Genomic DNA, 18,154 nt, shown 5'->3' with positions numbered 1-18,154 from the left:
AAAGAAAAAGGGCTTATCAGATAAGCCCTTCGGTCAGTGCGTGGAGGACTGGATCAGTCCTGCGCTTTGATCTGGTTGATGATCTTGGTGGTAGATAATCCGTCTTCAAAGTTCAGCACGCGCACTTCGCCGCCGTTGGCCCAGACTTCATCACAACCGGCGATTTGCTCCGGTTTGTAGTCGCCGCCTTTGACCAGCAGATCTGGCAAGATCCCGGCGATCAGGCGCTGCGGGGTATCTTCTTCAAATGACACCACCCAGTCCACGGCGCCTAATGCACCCAGCACGATCATGCGGTTTTGCAGCGCATTGACCGGACGGGTTTCGCCTTTCAGACGTTTGGTGGACGCATCGCTGTTCACCGCGACGATCAGACGATCGCCGAGTTTACGGGCGTTCGCCAGATAGGAAACGTGCCCGGCGTGCAGAATGTCGAAGATGCCGTTGGTCATCACCACTTTCTCGCCGCGCTGACGCGCCATCGCCACAGCCGCTTTTAACTGCTCTTCCGTCATGACGCCGAAACCGACGTCCGAACGGCCACCGATGGCGTTTTCCAGTTCCACCGGAGATACGGTGGAGGTGCCGAGCTTACCGACCACCACGCCTGCGGCGGCGTTGGCCAGGAAGCAGGATTCTTCCAGCGTATTCCCCGCCGCGAGCGCAGCCGCCAGCGTGCCGATCACCGTGTCACCGGCACCGGTCACGTCATACACTTCCTGCGCCTGCGTCGGCAGATGCAGCGGCTCTTTTCCCGGCTGCAACAGCGTCATACCGTGTTCTGAACGGGTCACCAGCAGCGCCGACAGCTCAAAATCAGCAATCAGCTGCATGCCGCGCGCGACCAGTTCGTCTTCATTCTTACAGCGGCCGACCACGGCTTCGAATTCTGACAGGTTAGGCGTCAGCAGGGTCGCACCGCGATAACGCTCAAAGTCAGAGCCTTTTGGATCGACCAGAACAGGAACGCCCGCTTTACGTGCCAGCTGGATCATTTTCTGCACTTCAGTCAACGCGCCTTTGGCGTAATCAGACAGCACCAGAGCACCGCTTTCCGGCAGCGCCTGCTCAATTTTGGTCAGCATGGGTTGCAGATCGACGCCTTCAAAACCTTCTTCGAAGTCGAGGCGGATCAGTTGCTGGTTACGCGACAAAATACGCAGTTTGGTGATGGTCGGGTGCGTCGGCAACGCGACGAAATCGCAGTGAACCTTCACTTCCGCCAGACGCTCGCCCAATGCGCGCGCCGCATCGTCCACACCGGTCAGACCGATCAGACGGGAAGAAGCACCGAGGGACGAAATATTCATCGCCACGTTAGCCGCGCCGCCAGGACGTTCTTCGATGGTATTGACCTTAACGACCGGTACCGGCGCTTCCGGTGAAATTCGGTTGGTCGGGCCATACCAGTAGCGGTCTAACATTACATCACCGACCACCAGCACACCGGCACGGTGAAAATCAGGCAAAGTCACTTTCATCCCAAGACTCCAAAACAGGTAAAACCAGACATAAAAATAGTGCGGCGGATAATATCACACCCCGAATAAAAACCCTTAGCCGAGCCACTTCGCCCAGCTGGCGCGGATTTGCTCACGTTCTGTGGCAAAACTGCCTGCGGCTACTTTGCCGCTGTGTTCCTGCAATGCGAGGTGATGGATTTCATCGCGCAGCGTGACATAAGCGTGAGTCAGATCCCGCGCTTCCTCCTCCGGCATGATGCCGTTTTGCGCCATCAGTTCGAAAATTCGCACGTTATCCGACCATCGCGTCAGTTTCGGCTTCTCGTGCGCAAACCGCAGGACCAGATATTGTGCAATGAATTCAATATCGGTGATGCCGCCCGGATCGGCTTTCAGATCAAACTCGGCAGATTTTTTGCTGCCGAGATGCGCGTACATTTTTTCGCGCATCTCGCGGACTTCTTTGCGCAGCCCTTCGCCCTCACGCTCGCGGCAGAGAATGTCGTGGCGCGTGGCGTTAAACTGCTGTGCCAGCTGCGGATCGCCGTATACGACGCGCGCACGCACCAGCGCCTGATGTTCCCAGGTCCAGGCCTCATTGGCCTGATAGTCAGCGAAGGCTTCGATAGTGCTGACCAGCATACCGGACGCGCCGGAAGGACGCAGGCGCGGATCGACCTCATACAGAATGCCGGATGCCGTACGGGTGCTGAATAAATGCATGATGCGCTGCGCCAGTCGCAGATAAAATTGTCGCCCGTCGATGCTGCGCTCGCCGTCGGTCATCACCTCAGGTGCGCAGTCGAGCAGGAAGACCAGATCCAAATCGGAACTGTACCCCAGTTCCCAACCGCCCAGTTTGCCGTAGCCGACCACGGCAAACCCGCGCCCTTCTCGCTGCGTCAGGTGCATCGGCTGGCCGTAGCGCACCACCATCTGATCCCACGCCTGCTGCACTACCACGTCCAAAATCGCTTCGGCCAGATAGGTTAAATGATCGCTGACCTTCATCACCGGCAGCGCACCGGAAATATCGCCGGCGGCAATGCGCAGGTGTTGCGCTTGTTTGAACTGACGGACGGCTTCCAGCTGCTGTTCTTCGTCTTCCGTCGGCACGCGCATCAGATACTGGCGCAGTTCATCGCGGTACGCGCCCGGTTCAATCGGATGGTAAAGCGTGCGTGAATCGAGCAGTTCATCGAGCAATAACGGATGGCGCGCCAGCTGCGACGCGACCATTGGTGAGGCGGCGCACAGGCGGATAAGTTGTTTGAGCGCGCCCGGATATTCGACCAGCAGCTCAATATAGGTTGTCCGCGTGACGATGTTCAGCAACAACTGCATCAGACGTTGCAAAGTCACATCGGCATTTTTATAGGTGCAAACCTGCGCCAGCAGGCGGGGCATCAGCAAATCCAGCTGATCGCGACCGCGCGGCCCGATGGTGCGCTTATCGACGTCACGCCGGAATTCGGCGATCTGCTGCAGGATGTGGCGCTGCGCATTTTCGTCGAGCTGCGGCACCCACGGCGCTAACTCGGACTGCTCCAGTGAATCACTCCACAAACTGCTGAAGGAAGACTGCTGCTGATCGTCCTCGGTGTCCGGCGTGTCATCACCGATCAGATCGTTAAACACGGCGCGCACGGCTTGCATGTGAGCATTCACTGCGTCGAGAAGCTGCGGCCAGTCATTGAAATTCATCCCCCACGCCAGACGCGCCTGATTCAGCGGGTCCGCAGGCAGGGTTTGCGTCTGTTCGTCACCGATGGCCTGCAGCAGATTTTCAAGACGACGCAGGAACAGATAGCTGGCGCGCAGTTGCATCACTTGTTCGACAGGCAGCAGCCCGAGTTTTTCCAGCGCCTGCAAGGTCGGCAGCAAAGCGCGTTGTTGCAGCGCAGGCTCGCGCCCGCCGCGGATCAACTGGAAAACCTGCACGATAAATTCAATTTCGCGGATCCCGCCCGCCCCCAGCTTGATATTGTCTTTCAGTCCCCGGCGGCGGACTTCACGGGCGATCATCCCTTTCATATTGCGCAGGGACTGGATCACGCTGAAATCGATGTAACGGCGGAACACAAAAGGCTTCAGCATCTTGCGCAGTTCCTGACTGCTGATGTCTTCCGCGCCGCCCATCAGCCGCGCTTTCACCATCGCGTAGCGTTCCCAGTCGCGCCCCTGCTCCTGATAATAATCTTCCAGCGCCGGGAAACTCATGACCAGCGGACCGCTGTCGCCGAAAGGCCGCAGCCGCATATCGACGCGGTATACAAAGCCGTCCAGCGTCGGCTGATCCAGCGCTTTGATCAACCTTTGCCCCAGACGCAGGAAAAACTGTGAATTCTCCAGTTCACGGCGGCCCCCCCGGGTCTGGCCGTTTTCCGGATAAGCAAAAATCAGGTCGATATCAGAGGAGAAATTCAGTTCGCCGCCGCCAAGTTTACCCATTCCGAGGATCAACATGCGTTGCGGTTCACCGGCTTCATTGACCGGCGTACCGAACTCGCGGCAGCAGGCCTCATACAGCCAGTCACGGGCGCTGACGATCAGCAATTCCGCCAGTTCGCTCAGCTGCTGTAACGTATCCTGGGCTTCGCTGGTTTGCGCCGACTGTGACCACGCAATGCGAGTCAGCGTACGGCGTCGGAACAGGCGCAGCGCCTTCATGAGCCCGTTCTCATCGGTCACGCTTTCCAGCGCAGCTTCGAGCCACTGGCGGTAAAATTGCCATTCCTGCGCCTGTGGCGGATTTTCTACGATTTCATGCCACCACTGCGGAAATGCCAGCAGGCTGTCCGTTACAAACTGACTGCTCGCCAGCACCGCCAGCTGATCCTCGTCGGGAAGCGGCAGCGGTTCAGGATGTTCACGCCATTGCTCAAGCAAACTTTGGGCGTGGCTTTGCAAAACAGGAGAAAGTGGCAACATGAAATCAGATTCCTTGCAAAAAAAAGCCCGGGCAACGAGCCCAGGCTTATCAGTCAATTAACGTGGCTGGCCGTTTAACCAGAACGCATCCATCATCACCGCATGGGAACGGGCGGAATCCTCCAGCGCCAGTTGCTTCTGAATAATCGCCTGTTGCAGCTCCGTCCAGCCCGCCAGATAGTCGGCGACGTCGCGTTCAGGATAGGCACCCGAGAGTAAATGGAAGGTGATGATCTGACGCTTCAGGCGCGCCAGCTGATCGCGGTAACCTTCTTCGGTTAGCGGCTGTGCAAAGGCTTCTTTCAGATCGGCAGCGGTACGGCCAAGCATGATGTCAGAGAAGCGCTTGAAGGAGCCTTCCAGCTTCTTCGCCGATTTGTCATCGATGAACGGCGTCCAGCCCGACGTGGTCAGCCATGACGTGAGCACTAACTTACTTTTCAAATAGGTCGCGCTGAAGCAGACGTCCTGCGCATCGGCAGATTTCTGTTCCAGCACCGGCACCAGATCGGTCAGCAGCGTACGCAGTTCAGAGGACGCTTTACGCGGCACCAGCCCGCCAAACAGCACCAGAATCTGACGCACAGTTTCCACTGCCTGTAAGACCACCGGGCGCGCCAGTTTGTCACCGCGCACCCACAGTTCTTCATGGTACTGCCAGTGATCGAGCGCCAGCTCAAACATTCCGGTCATCGCCTGTTCAACCGTGGCTTTTGGCTGGGCTTTATAGACCGGCAACGGTTTGGTTTCACGCAGCGGGTTACCTTTCGCAAGATGGTAACCGCGGGCAGCTTTGCTGAATCCGCCCTGACGCAAACCGCCGTGCTCGCCGATTTCAGCGGCCAGCGCCAGCAAATCCACGGTGTTGCCTTTTTTCAGCTCCAGTTCGATTTCAGAGAGCGGCTCAGACAACTCACCAGCCACCACTTCGCCCTGATCCAGCACCAGTTCGATCTCACTTTCGCCGTAAGTGATCACCCACTTTTCACGGGTGAAATCGGTGCGAAATAACGGCACTAAGGCTTTTTGCAGCGCCGCGACTTTGCAGCCTTCCGGCCAGATGTCTTTCGGGAACGCGCTGAGCTTAAGCACCGGCTTTTTCAGCTCAACGTTATATTCCGGACGCTGGTGCAAACCAGCCAACACTTTGCCGCCGGTTTTAATGGTCATTTCGTACTGATCGTCAAAACCACGGATACGCAGACCGATGTCGTGCGAACGTAAATAGTTTTCCGCAGTCTCAAAATAGATGTTGGTCAGTTTCGAAAGCGCGGTGTGCTCGCTGTTAAATCGAGCGAGTTGTGCCGGTAATTCGGCAATCGCGGCCGGGGTGGCGATAAATTTTAATTCTATTTCTACGGTCATAAGGGTCTTCACACCGATTCTTTGCTGCCAAAAGGGATAAACGCGTCGCCAGAATTCTACCATAAGCACAGCGAGCAAGCCGCATGTTGCGGGATTGTAAGATAGTTCTCATTCCGGTTTATGCATTGCGTCGTCACACTGTTGCCCTTACTATCGGTCACCAAATTAACGCGAGCGCCTAAGACCGCGGTCGCTGGAAGACGTATCCCGATAAAACGGATCCACACTTCACGTTCCCTAAATTCACAAAGAAACGATGAAATAATGCATAAATTACGCCTGATTGGTTTCGCTTTGCTTGGCTTAAGCATCACTTGGGGCGCTCATGCCGATGAGAAGCGCTACATTTCCGACGATTTGATCACCTACATCCATAGCGGTCCGGGTAACCAGTATCGCATTGTTGGCACCCTCAATGCCGGTGATGAAGTCACCCTGCGCAGCGTCAACGACAGCACTAAATACGGTGAAATTATTGACTCGAAAGGGAAAACCGCCTGGATCCCTCTCGACCAGTTGAGTAATTTACCGAGTATCCGTACCCGCGTTCCCGATCTCGAGAAGCAAGTGAAAACGCTGACCGACAAGCTGACGAACATTGATTCCAGCTGGAACCAGCGCACAGCGGAAATGCAGAGCAAAGTCGCCTCCAGTGACAGCATTATCAACGCCCTGAAGAAAGAGAATCAGGAGTTGAAAAACCAGAAGATTATCGCGGAGAAGAAAGTTAACGCGGTAAACGTCCAGCTTGACGACAAACAGCGCACCATTATTTTACAGTGGTTTATGTACGGTGGCGGTGTCGCGGGTGTGGGTCTGGTTCTCGGCCTGTTGCTTCCGCACCTCATCCCACGTCGTAAGAAAAAAGACCGCTGGATGAGCTGACCGGTTTACGCCGTCACACATTTCCTGTTTGGATGTTAACCCAAAGGCACTTCGGTGCCTTTTCGTGTTTGCATCAATCAGGAAATCCGTAGCGCAACTTTGCTATGATGAAGACAGAACCCATCCCTGCTTTGGGCGCCACGGTGCGCTTTACGAGCCTTATTTCAGGAGTTATCGCGTGGAGATTTACCTGGTCGGCGGCGCAGTCCGAGACAGTTTATTAAACCTGCCTGTGTCTGAATACGATTGGGTGGTCGTGGGCGCGACGCCTGAATATATGCTGGAAAACGGTTATCAGCAGGTCGGTAAAGATTTCCCGGTCTTCCTGCATCCGGTCAGCCGTGATGAATATGCGCTGGCAAGAACGGAACGCAAATCAGGCTCCGGCTATAACGGTTTTACCTGTTACGCCGCGCCGGACGTCACGTTAGAGCAAGATCTGATGCGTCGTGATCTGACCATCAACGCCATTGCCAAAAGTGCGGATGGCCAGTTAATCGATCCTTATCACGGACAGCGCGATCTCGAAAAACGCCAGTTGCGCCACGTATCTGATGCCTTTGGTGAAGATCCGCTGCGCGTTCTGCGCGTTGCGCGTTTTGCCGCACGCTTTGCGCATCTGGGTTTCACCGTCGCAGCAGAAACGCAGACGCTCATGCAGCAGATGGCGGAAAGCGGCGAACTGCAGGCGCTGACGCCAGAACGCGTGTGGAAAGAAACCGAGAAGGCGTTGCAAACTCAGGATCCGCAGGTGTACTTCCAGGTGCTGCGCGACTGTGGCGCGCTGAAAGTGTTGTTCCCGGAAGTTGATGCGCTGTTTGGCGTCCCCGCGCCAGAAAAATGGCATCCGGAAATCGATACCGGCATTCACACGCTGATGACGCTGAAAATCGCCAGCCTGCTCTCTCCGGACGTTGACGTGCGTTTCTCGGCACTGTGCCATGATTTAGGCAAAGGCCTGACGCCGCCGCAGTATTGGCCACACCATCACGGTCACGGCCCGGCCGGCGTCAGACTGGTGGAAAATATCTGCCAGCGGCTGAAAGTCCCGACGCATATTCGTGACCTGGCGAAACTGGTGGCAGAATTCCATGACCTTATCCACACCGTGAATAAATTGCGCCCGGAAACCCTGCTCAAGCTGTTCGATACCATTGATGTCTGGCGTAAACCTCAGCGCCTTGAGCAAATGATCATGACCAGCGAAGCCGATGCGCGCGGACGCACGACGTTTGAAGATAATCCCTATCCGCAGGGAGATTTCCTGCGTGAAGCCTTTGCTATCGCCAGCAGTATTTCCAACAAAGAAGTGCTGGATGACGGTTTTCAGGGGATAGAAATCCGCGACGAGCTGAAAAAACGCCGCACGCAGGTTTTGGCTGAATGGAAGAAAACGCAGGAACCCGATCTCTGATCAGGACGTATTCTAAAAAAAGCCCCGCACGGTTTCCCGTCGGGGCTTTTTTTAGTTTTAAACGGCTGAAAATCAGGCAATAAAGACGAAGTACACTGCCAGCGCGACGAAGAAGCGGTAAATCGCGAACGGAATAAACGAGATACGCTTAATCACAGCCAGGAAGGTTTTGATAGCAAACAACGCGACGATAAACGCGGTGATAAAACCGGTCGCGAACATCGGCAAATCAGCCATGCTCAAAAAGCTGTAACTTTTATAAAGATCCAGCGCCGTGGCACCCAGCATCATCGGCACGGCCAGCAGGAACGAGAATTCAGACGCAGCAAAACGGCTGACGCCCAGCAACATCCCGCCACCGATTGTTGCCCCGGAACGCGAGAATCCCGGCCATAACGCCAGACACTGGAACATACCAATCAGGAAGGCCTGCGTATAGGTCATGTCATCCAGACCTTCTGCGCGGGGTTTTTTCGGTTTAAGCAACTCGGCGGCGATCAGTAAAAAGCCTCCGACCACCAGCGCATACATCACGTTTTTCGGCTCGAAAAGCGATTTTATCTGTGAATGCAGCAGCAAACCCAACACTGTCGCAGGGATCATGCCCAGAATAATGTGCAGTAAGTTCAGACGGCGGGTTCCCGTGCCTTCATGAACCGGTGGTTTGCCAAAATGCAGGCCAATCATGCCGAACAAACGACGCCAGAACATCACGACGACCGCCAGAATGGAGCCCAGCTGGATGATCACTTCGAACGATTTGGCTTTATCTCCGGTGAACCCTAAAAGGTTACCCACGATGATCATATGCCCGGTGGAGGAAACCGGTAAAAACTCGGTCAGCCCTTCCACCACTCCCATAATTACGGCAACCAGCAAAGAATGACTTTCAGCGATCATTAGTTTACCCAACCCTAATAGTGGCCCGCATGCGGGCAAAATATGCTGCAAAACAGACAATAAAAAAGCGACATCATGCTGAGTCGCTTCAATCAAGCGAAACCGGCGAGCCGGCTTCTACTTGTAATGCTTCTTTATGACAATCAATAGACAAGCTGATTCTGAATTCTATCCATTATCGAAATTAAAAACGTTGGCCGCGCTCAATGATCACCCCAACGTTAACAGCCTGCGCCACAGCGCCGGGCTTGCTGAGCTTGATTCGCACCCATGGCGAGTTAAAGCGTGTCAGAAGCAGCGTTGCCACTTCTTCCGCCACCCGCTCAACCAGCGCAAAATTCTGCGTGGAGACGTGCCCAATGACGGCATCACTGACATCCGCATAGCTTAAACAGTCATTCACATCATCGCTGGAAGCCGACTTGCGGTTATCCCACGCCAGTTCGATATCGAACACCAGTTTCTGTTTAATGGTCTGTTCCCAATCGTAGGCACCAATGGTAGTGATTACATTTAGTTGCTCAATAAATACGATATCCATCACGCGATTCTCTGTTTTTGGCCAAGCCGGATACCACTTCCAGCAGAAAATGCGTATTATCCATGTATGTTGCGATTAAAACGACCCTTATTAGACGGAACGGCTTTATGAGTGCTACCGCGCTTGGAATGATTATTTTCGCCTACCTTTGCGGCTCGATTTCCAGTGCGATTCTGGTCTGCCGGGTAGCCCGTTTGCCTGATCCGCGCACGGCGGGTTCATGCAATCCCGGCGCGACCAACGTGTTGCGCCTGGGTGGACGTGTTGCCGCGGCTGCAGTTCTGATCTTTGATGTACTCAAAGGGATGCTGCCGGTCTGGCTGGCTTATCGTCTCAACATTCCGCCGATGTACCTTGGCCTCACCGCCATCGCGGCCTGCCTCGGCCATATCTACCCGGTCTTCTTCCGCTTTAAAGGCGGCAAGGGCGTGGCAACGGCATTCGGTGCTATCGCGCCTATCGGCTGGGACTTAACTGGCCTGATGACCGGCACATGGCTGCTGACGGTACTTCTCAGCGGCTACTCTTCGCTGGGTGCGATCGTCAGCGCGCTCATCGCCCCGTTTTACGTGTGGTGGTTCAAACCTGAATTCACCTTCCCGGTCGCTATGCTTTCCTGCCTTATCTTGTTGCGCCACCATGACAATATTCAGCGTCTGTGGCGGGGCCAGGAAGGGAAAATCTGGGACAAGCTGAAGAAGAAACGTAAAGCCGGGCAAGAAGATAAAGCAGAATAAAATTTTCACATTTCAGATACAAAAAATGACCTTACTGAAGGTCATTTTTTTTGTCTTTTATTCCTACAATCCTGACTGATAGGACGCAGGAAAGGTGTGAGGTCAGACGGGCGGCAGCTCAGCCAGAGGCCATCTTGGTCGCACTGTAACGCCCAGATCAGGGGTCGCACCGGTTTTCAGCCGCACCATGCCCGCATACGCAATCATTGCGCCATTATCGGTGCAAAATTCAGGGCGTGCGTAGAAAACTTCCCCGCCGCGTTTGGTCATCATTTCGGCTAATTTTGCGCGCAACGTGCGGTTCGCGCTGACGCCGCCTGCCATCACCAGCCTTTTAAAACCGGTCTGATCAAGTGCGCGTTTGCACTTAATCGCCAGCGTATCCACGACCGCATCTTCGAATGCGCGCGCGATGTCCGCGTGAGTTTGCGCGTCGCTGTCATTGCCGCGAATGGTGTTCGCCGCAAAAGTTTTCAGGCCGGAAAAACTGAAATCCAGACCCGGACGATCGGTCATCGGACGCGGGAAAGTAAACCGCCCTGCCACGCCTTGTGAGGCCATTTTCGACAGCAACGGGCCGCCCGGATAATCCAGACCTAATAATTTGGCTGTTTTATCGAAGGCTTCACCGGCGGCATCATCAATGGATTCGCCGAGCAGAGTGTATTCACCGATGCCGGTGACGCTGATTAATTGCGTGTGACCGCCGGAAACCAGCAGCGCGACAAACGGGAAATCAGGAGGATTGTCTTCCAGCATAGGCGCCAGCAGATGCCCTTCCATGTGGTGAACAGGTACCGCAGGAACATCCCAGGCAAACGCCAGAGAGCGGCCAATCGTAGCACCCACCAGCAACGCGCCGACCAGACCGGGACCGGCGGTGTAAGCCACGCCGTCGATATCCTGTGCGGTCAGCCCGGCTTCTTTCAGTGCGGCCTGAATCAGGGGTATTGTTTTACGTACGTGGTCGCGTGAAGCCAGTTCTGGCACCACACCGCCGTAATCTGCATGCAGTTTTACCTGACTATACAGTTGGTTAGCTAATAAACCGGCTTCGCTGTCATAAACTGCAATTCCGGTTTCATCGCAGGACGTTTCAATACCCAGTACTCGCATCACTCTTTCCGTCATTGTTTAGCGCTCACTCGCGGCGCGCAGTTTAGCATACAAGCGCGCGCTGGCGCTGCACCGGCGTTGGAATTCCTGCCACTTTACTAATCATCGTCACGACCAATTAATGTCGAGCAATTTGGGTTGATTGGTATATAATCGCCGCCCGACGCAAAAGCGAGCGTACAATGTTGCAGAAGGGTTGCAAAGAGCACCCGTTTCAATTTGCCGTTATGCTTTACAAGGCGACGCGAATTGGAGTAAAATTCCGCACCATTTTGAAATGTGCTGGTACAACATCAGCAAACAAACCGATTTTATCGAGGTGAGAGGCACATGCCTGTAATTAAAGTACGTGAAAACGAGCCGTTCGACGTAGCTCTGCGTCGCTTCAAACGTTCCTGCGAAAAAGCAGGTGTATTAGCCGAAGTTCGTCGTCGTGAGTTCTATGAAAAACCGACTACAGAACGTAAACGCGCTAAAGCATCTGCAGTAAAACGCCACGCCAAGAAACTGGCTCGCGAAAACGCACGTCGCACTCGTCTGTATTAATCTTCGGGGGCAACCCCAAATCGCGTGATTTGCAATATTAAGAACGCGCAGACTGCGTAGTAGCATACGAAGGCCGTGCTTTCCGAAAGGGATGCGCGGCTTGTTCTCGTTTATAGGCTAGTGAGTAAGGGGCTTATGGCTGGGAGAATTCCGCGCGTATTTATCAATGACTTGCTGGCTCGTATCGATATCGTCGATTTGATCGACGCCCGAGTAAAGCTCAAGAAACAAGGTAAAAATTATCACGCGTGCTGCCCTTTCCACCATGAGAAAACACCCTCATTTACCGTAAATGGCGATAAGCAGTTTTATCACTGTTTCGGCTGTGGTGCCCACGGCAATGCCGTCGATTTCCTGATGAACTATGACAGGCTTGAGTTTGTCGAAAGCATTGAGGAACTGGCGACAATGCAGGGTTTGGAAGTGCCGTACGAAGCAGGCACCGGCCCGACTCAGATGGAGCGTCATCAGCGCCAAAGCCTCTACCAGTTGATGGCCCCGCTCAGCGAGTTCTATCAACAGTCACTTAAACAACCCGCAGGTGCCCCCGCACGGGATTATCTTGCCCAGCGTGGTTTAAGTGCAGACGTCATCCAACATTTTGCCATTGGTTTCGCCCCGCCGGGTTGGGACAACGCCCTAAAGCGTTTTGGTAAAAATGCCGATGACAAAGCATCACTGATTGACGCCGGTATGTTGGTCACCAATGACAACGGACGCAGCTATGATCGCTTCCGCGAACGGGTTATGTTCCCGATCCGCGATAAGCGTGGCCGCGTGATTGCATTTGGTGGCAGGGTTTTGGGCGACGGTACCCCGAAATACCTCAACTCACCGGAAACTGAAATTTTCCATAAAGGCCGCCAGCTGTATGGCCTGTATGAAGCGCAGTTGAAACACCCTACCCCGACGCGTTTGCTGGTGGTTGAAGGGTATATGGACGTCGTGGCATTGGCGCAGTTCGGCATTGATTATGCCGTCGCGTCACTGGGAACCTCCACCACAGCCGACCATATTCAGTTGATGTTCCGCTGTACGGATAACGTCGTCTGCTGTTATGACGGCGACCGCGCGGGACGTGAAGCGGCATGGCGTGCGCTGGAGACGGCGCTGCCGTATCTCAATGATGGCCGCCAGTTGCGGTTTATGTTTTTACCCGATGGTGAAGATCCGGACACACTGGTGCGTCAGGAAGGCAAAGAAGCTTTCGAACAGAGAATGGAGCAGGCGATGCCGCTTTCCACATTCCTGTTCGATTCACTGATGCCGCAGGTGGATTTGAGCAGCCCCGACGGGCGAACCAAACTCAGCATGCTGGCATTGCCGCTTATCCGTCAGGTACCCGGTGAAACGTTGCGGATGTATTTGCGTCAGCAGTTAGGGAACAAGCTCGGTATTTTGGATGACAGCCAGCTCGAAAAGCTGATGCCCAAACAGGCTGAGAATGGCAATACCTATCAGGCGCCCCAGCTAAAACGCACAACCATGCGTATACTTATAGGGTTACTGGTACAAAACCCACAACTGGCTACACTTATACCCTCGCTGCAAGGTTTGGAGCAAGCGAAGCAACCTGGACTGGATTTATTCAGTGAGTTAGTGACCACTTGCTTAGCCCAGCCGGGGCTGACCACAGGCCAGTTACTTGAACTTTATCGCGACAATAAGTTCTACCAACAGCTTGAAACTCTGGCGACATGGAACCACATGATCGTAGAGGACATGGTCGAAGAGGAATTTCGTGCCACGCTCGCCAGCCTGTATGACTCAATCTTAGAGCAACGGCTTGAAACCTTAATTGCCAAAGCCAGGACGCACGGCCTGAGCCCGGAGGAACGCACAGAAGTCAGTTCCCTGAATCAGGTGTTAGCGAGAAAGAACTAAAAAATAAGAACATACAGATAGCGCTTGAAGCGTTATCTCAGGAACACGGCTTAAGTGCCGATATAAAGCGGGGCATGGCCCTGCGCAGAGCCGCCCTGGTGGGCCGCGGCACAATAAACGCCCCTAACGTTATTGTTGGCGATATCACCCGACCGACACGAACCCAAATACTCTGAAGTGTGGATACCGTCTTATGGAGCAAAACCCGCAGTCACAGCTTAAGCTACTTGTCACCCGTGGTAAGGAGCAAGGCTATCTGACCTTTGCTGAGGTCAATGACCATCTGCCGGAAGATATCGTCGACTCCGACCAGATCGAAGACATCATCCAGATGATTAACGACATGGGCATCCAGGTTCTTGAAGAAGCGCCGGACGCCGATGATTTGATGCTGGCCGAAAACCGCCCTGATACCGATGAAGATGCTGCAGAAGCAGCGGCTCAGGTGCTTTCCAGCGTTGAATCTGAAATTGGCCGTACCACCGACCCTGTGCGTATGTATATGCGCGAAATGGGTACCGTTGAGCTCCTGACCCGTGAAGGCGAAATCGACATCGCCAAACGTATCGAAGACGGTATCAATCAGGTCCAGTGCTCCGTTGCTGAATATCCTGAAGCTATCACCTATTTGTTAGAGCAATATGACCGTGTTGAAGCAGGCGAAGCACGTCTGTCTGATTTGATCACCGGTTTTGTTGATCCGAACGCCGAAGAAGAAATCGCGCCGACTGCGACTCACGTGGGTTCTGAACTGACCACTGAAGAGCAAAATGATACCGACGACGATGAAGAAGACGACGACGATGCTGAAGACGACAACAGCATCGACCCGGAACTAGCGCGTCAGAAGTTCACCGATCTGCGTGAGCAACATGAAGCGACCCGTGCCGTTATTAAGAAGAATGGCCGTAGCCACAAAAGCGCCGCAGAAGAAATTCTGAAGTTGTCCGATGTGTTTAAACAGTTCCGTCTGGTACCAAAACAGTTCGATTTCCTGGTGAACAGCATGCGCTCCATGATGGATCGCGTCCGTACTCAGGAACGTCTGATCATGAAAGTGTGCGTTGAACAGTGCAAAATGCCGAAGAAAAACTTCGTCAATCTGTTCGCCGGTAACGAAACCAGCAGTACCTGGTTTGATGCTGCTCTGGCAATGGGTAAACCATGGTCTGAGAAGCTGAAAGAAGTGACCGAAGACGTGCAGCGCGGCCTGATGAAACTGCGCCAGATCGAAGAAGAAACTGGCCTGACTATCGAACAGGTAAAAGACATTAACCGTCGCATGTCGATCGGCGAAGCGAAAGCACGCCGCGCGAAGAAAGAGATGGTTGAAGCGAACTTACGTCTGGTTATCTCTATCGCGAAGAAATACACCAACCGTGGCTTGCAGTTCCTTGACCTGATTCAGGAAGGTAACATCGGCCTGATGAAAGCCGTTGATAAGTTTGAATATCGCCGTGGTTATAAGTTCTCTACTTATGCGACCTGGTGGATCCGTCAGGCTATCACCCGCTCCATCGCCGACCAGGCACGTACCATCCGTATTCCGGTGCATATGATTGAGACCATCAACAAACTCAACCGTATTTCGCGCCAGATGTTGCAGGAGATGGGCCGTGAGCCGACGCCGGAAGAGCTGGCTGAACGCATGCTGATGCCGGAAGACAAGATCCGTAAAGTGCTAAAAATTGCTAAAGAGCCAATCTCCATGGAAACGCCAATCGGCGACGATGAAGATTCGCATCTGGGTGATTTCATCGAGGATACTACCCTCGAGCTGCCGCTGGATTCTGCGACCTCTGAAAGCCTGCGTTCTGCAACGCACGACGTTCTGGCTGGCCTGACCGCACGTGAAGCGAAAGTTCTGCGTATGCGTTTCGGTATCGATATGAACACTGACCACACTCTGGAAGAAGTGGGCAAACAGTTCGACGTAACCCGTGAACGTATCCGTCAGATCGAAGCCAAAGCGTTGCGTAAACTACGCCACCCAAGCCGCTCCGAAGTGCTGCGCAGCTTCCTCGACGACTAGTCGTCCTGACGCTCCCGGTGATTAAAAAGCCCCGCCTTTCTCTGGAAATGGCGGGGCTTTTTTATTCTGCAAATTCGTCTCTTCAGGCATTTAGCGCGTCATACAACTCGCGATAAGACGCGACCAGTTCTTCCAGCTTCGCCCTGTTCAATCCGCTTGGGTTGGGCAATACCCAGACCTCAGTACGGCCAATTTTCAGCGCCTGACGTCCCCAGTTCACTTTGCTGATACCAAACGCTTTGCTGAACGCCTGCTTACCCAGTACGGCCAACGCCTTTGGCTGATACCGCTCGATCTTCTCCGTCAGCACCGCCCCGCCCTCGCGCAGTTCATCACGTACCAGTTCTGTCGCTTCCACCGTCGGACGCTCCACCAGCATGGTGATGCCACAACCGGTATCCAGCAAATGCTGCTCTTCTTCGGGTTTCAGCAGACGTTCGGTAAAACCCGCCTGATGGATCACTTTCCAGAAACGGTTGTTGGCATTGGCAAAATGATAGCCATGGTGCGCCGTCGATAAACCGGGATTGATACCGCAGAACACCACGGTCAGATCCTCATCAATGATATCGGTAATCATAATCTTGCCCTGAGACATATTTACGGAAGTTATCAATAAAAAGTGCAGCGATCACAATACCCTGCAACTGTGCACAAAACGCGCATACAAACAGAACACATATAGACCTGTAAGTAGAGTTTACCGTATAATCCCGCACCTCGGCCCTTTAGCTCAGTTGGTTAGAGCACGCGACTCATAATCGCTTGGTCGCTGGTTCAAGTCCAGCAAGGGCCACCAAATTTTAGCTTTAGATTCAAATAATTAAGCCACTTCTCGCGAAGTGGCTTTTTTAATGGCTAATCAGCGTGGCGCTAAAGTGTCGCTCCGGATTTACAAGACGCCCTGCGCCAGCATAGCATCGGCGACTTTTACGAAGCCGGCGATGTTCGCGCCGCGCACATATTGCGTCTGCTGACTTTCTCCGCCGTATTCCACGCAGGACTGATGGATGTCCAGCATGATGTGGCGTAAGCGCGCATCGACTTCTTCGGCTTTCCAGCTCAGGCGCGCGGCGTTCTGTGCCATCTCCAGACCAGACGTTGCTACGCCACCGGCATTCGCGGCCTTACCCGGCGCAAACAGCACACCTGCCTCGATAAACAGATCCGTTGCTTCAATGGTCGTTGGCATATTCGCACCCTCGGCTACGGCTTTCACGCCGTTGGCGATGAGCGTGCGCGCAGCCTCTGCATCCAGTTCGTTTTGCGTGGCACATGGCAGCGCGATATCTGCAGGTACGTTCCACGGCTGTTGGCCTTCGAGATACTGAAGCCCCAATTTTTGCGCGTAATCCGCCACACGGCCATCGCGGCTGGCTTTGATGTTCGTCAGCAGCGCCAATTTTTCAGGGGTAAAACCGGCTTCGTCGACGACAGTGCCGTTGGAGTCAGAGGCGGTGATCACACGAGCGCCCAGTGACATGGCTTTCTCAATCGCGTATTGCGCGACGTTGCCCGAGCCGGAAACGGCCACGCGCATGCCTTCGAAATCCAGACCGTGGCGTTTTAGCATCGATTCAGTGAAATAGATCAGACCGTATCCAGTGGCTTCGGGGCGGATCAGGCTGCCGCCAAATGACAATCCTTTGCCGGTGAACACGCTGGCGGTGTTGTTGGAGAGCTTTTTCATCATGCCCGCCATATAACCGACTTCTCGCCCCCCGACACCGATATCGCCCGCAGGAACATCAGTGTCCGGCCCGAGGTGACGATACAGTTCGAGCATCAGCGCCTGACAGAAGCGCATTATCTCACCTTCGCTTTTGCCTTTCGGATTGAAGTCACTGCCACCTTTTCCGCCGCCCATCGGCAGCGTAGTCAGCGCATTCTTGAAGGTCTGCTCGAAACCAAGGAACTTGAGGATCGAAAGATTTACCGACGGGTGAAAACGCATACCGCCTTTATAAGGGCCGATGGCCGAGCTGAATTGCACGCGCCAGCCACGGTTCACTTGCACCTGATTTTTATCATCCACCCACGCAATACGGAACTGAATAACGCGCTCCGGCTCAACAAGACGCTCAAGTAAAGCCGAACGACGGTACTGAGGATTTTGTTCGAGGAACGGCCAGAGAGTCGTCATGACTTCTCGTACCGCCTGAGAGAATTCGACCTGATGTGGGTCACGCTGCTGGACTGAGGATAAGAACTGTTCGAGGGATTGAATCTGATCCATTGACTAAAAACTCCGTTTCTAAGTGATGTTGTTTTTGCTTTTTACGACTTAATTATTTACGGCTTATTTTTTGACTATGCATCGACTTACAAACGAACATCAAG

The 18,154-nt window shown here is 54.0% G+C and carries 14 protein-coding genes and 1 tRNA gene; 7 read left to right on the top strand and 8 right to left on the bottom strand.

All coding sequences use genetic code 11. From position 1 onward, the window contains the following. Positions 1-53 precede the first annotated feature (53 nt). From hldE to TU92_RS03905, 3 genes are all read right to left on the bottom strand, one after another. A complete protein-coding gene (gene hldE, locus TU92_RS03915) occupies positions 54-1,481 on the bottom strand; it encodes a bifunctional D-glycero-beta-D-manno-heptose-7-phosphate kinase/D-glycero-beta-D-manno-heptose 1-phosphate adenylyltransferase HldE (protein ID WP_112164650.1) in 1,428 nt (475 codons plus the stop codon). Positions 1,482-1,556: 75 nt separating this feature from the next. Further along, positions 1,557-4,394: a bifunctional [glutamate--ammonia ligase]-adenylyl-L-tyrosine phosphorylase/[glutamate--ammonia-ligase] adenylyltransferase gene (gene glnE, locus TU92_RS03910; protein WP_112164649.1), complete on the bottom strand. Its 2,838-nt coding sequence runs from the start codon at positions 4,392-4,394 to the stop codon at positions 1,557-1,559. Between the two features lie 57 nt (positions 4,395-4,451). Beyond that, on the bottom strand, positions 4,452-5,759 hold the full coding sequence (locus TU92_RS03905; RefSeq protein ID WP_112164648.1) for a CYTH domain-containing protein: 1,308 nt from the start codon (positions 5,757-5,759) through the stop codon (positions 4,452-4,454). 264 nt (positions 5,760-6,023) lie between these two features. Between TU92_RS03905 and TU92_RS03900 the strand changes: the two genes are divergently transcribed. Together TU92_RS03900 and TU92_RS03895 are read left to right on the top strand one after the other, a co-directional pair. After that, on the top strand, positions 6,024-6,644 hold the full coding sequence (locus TU92_RS03900; RefSeq protein ID WP_112164647.1) for a TIGR04211 family SH3 domain-containing protein: 621 nt from the start codon (positions 6,024-6,026) through the stop codon (positions 6,642-6,644). 178 nt (positions 6,645-6,822) lie between these two features. Then, a complete protein-coding gene (locus tag TU92_RS03895; RefSeq protein ID WP_112164646.1) occupies positions 6,823-8,058 on the top strand; it encodes a multifunctional CCA addition/repair protein in 1,236 nt (411 codons plus the stop codon). A 72-nt stretch (positions 8,059-8,130) separates the two neighbouring features. Here the strand turns inward: TU92_RS03895 and bacA are convergent, their stop codons facing one another. Continuing rightward, complete coding sequence (bacA, locus tag TU92_RS03890) at positions 8,131-8,955, bottom strand: undecaprenyl-diphosphate phosphatase (RefSeq protein ID WP_112164715.1); 825 nt, start codon at positions 8,953-8,955, stop codon at positions 8,131-8,133. 187 nt (positions 8,956-9,142) lie between these two features. After that, positions 9,143-9,499: a bifunctional dihydroneopterin aldolase/7,8-dihydroneopterin epimerase gene (folB, locus tag TU92_RS03885; RefSeq protein WP_112164645.1), complete on the bottom strand. Its 357-nt coding sequence runs from the start codon at positions 9,497-9,499 to the stop codon at positions 9,143-9,145. Positions 9,500-9,606: 107 nt separating this feature from the next. On the opposite strand from folB, the gene plsY reads away from it, so the two are divergent. Continuing rightward, complete coding sequence (plsY, locus tag TU92_RS03880) at positions 9,607-10,236, top strand: glycerol-3-phosphate 1-O-acyltransferase PlsY (RefSeq protein ID WP_112164644.1); 630 nt, start codon at positions 9,607-9,609, stop codon at positions 10,234-10,236. A 102-nt stretch (positions 10,237-10,338) separates the two neighbouring features. Here the strand turns inward: plsY and tsaD are convergent, their stop codons facing one another. Continuing rightward, positions 10,339-11,352: a tRNA (adenosine(37)-N6)-threonylcarbamoyltransferase complex transferase subunit TsaD gene (gene tsaD / locus TU92_RS03875; protein ID WP_112164643.1), complete on the bottom strand. Its 1,014-nt coding sequence runs from the start codon at positions 11,350-11,352 to the stop codon at positions 10,339-10,341. 330 nt (positions 11,353-11,682) lie between these two features. Here tsaD and rpsU point away from each other — a divergent pair, with 330 nt between their 5' ends. From rpsU to rpoD, 3 genes are all read left to right on the top strand, one after another. Beyond that, positions 11,683-11,898, top strand: a complete 216-nt coding sequence (gene rpsU, locus TU92_RS03870; RefSeq protein ID WP_001144069.1) for a 30S ribosomal protein S21 — start codon at positions 11,683-11,685, stop codon at positions 11,896-11,898. Between the two features lie 135 nt (positions 11,899-12,033). After that, complete coding sequence (dnaG, locus tag TU92_RS03865) at positions 12,034-13,782, top strand: DNA primase (protein WP_112164642.1); 1,749 nt, start codon at positions 12,034-12,036, stop codon at positions 13,780-13,782. Positions 13,783-13,975: 193 nt separating this feature from the next. Next, positions 13,976-15,814 (top strand): RNA polymerase sigma factor RpoD, encoded by a 1,839-nt coding sequence (gene rpoD / locus TU92_RS03860; protein WP_112164641.1) that lies wholly within the window; start codon positions 13,976-13,978, stop codon positions 15,812-15,814. 82 nt (positions 15,815-15,896) lie between these two features. Here rpoD and mug read toward each other — a convergent pair whose 3' ends face one another. Next, positions 15,897-16,394, bottom strand: a complete 498-nt coding sequence (mug, locus tag TU92_RS03855; RefSeq protein WP_112164640.1) for a G/U mismatch-specific DNA glycosylase — start codon at positions 16,392-16,394, stop codon at positions 15,897-15,899. A 142-nt stretch (positions 16,395-16,536) separates the two neighbouring features. On the opposite strand from mug, the gene TU92_RS03850 reads away from it, so the two are divergent. Then, a tRNA-Ile gene (locus TU92_RS03850) sits at positions 16,537-16,613 on the top strand. A gap of 93 nt (positions 16,614-16,706) precedes the next feature. On the opposite strand, the gene gdhA is transcribed toward TU92_RS03850, so the two are convergent. Continuing rightward, complete coding sequence (gene gdhA, locus TU92_RS03845) at positions 16,707-18,050, bottom strand: NADP-specific glutamate dehydrogenase (RefSeq protein WP_112164639.1); 1,344 nt, start codon at positions 18,048-18,050, stop codon at positions 16,707-16,709. Between the last annotated feature and the right edge of the window lie 104 nt (positions 18,051-18,154).

The sequence above is a fragment of the Rahnella inusitata genome, assembly GCF_003263515.1.
In the GTDB taxonomy this organism is placed as follows: domain Bacteria; phylum Pseudomonadota; class Gammaproteobacteria; order Enterobacterales; family Enterobacteriaceae; genus Rahnella; species Rahnella inusitata.
The sequence above is the reverse complement of the archived record's forward strand: the minus strand, read 5'-3'. Positions and strand labels throughout refer to the sequence as shown.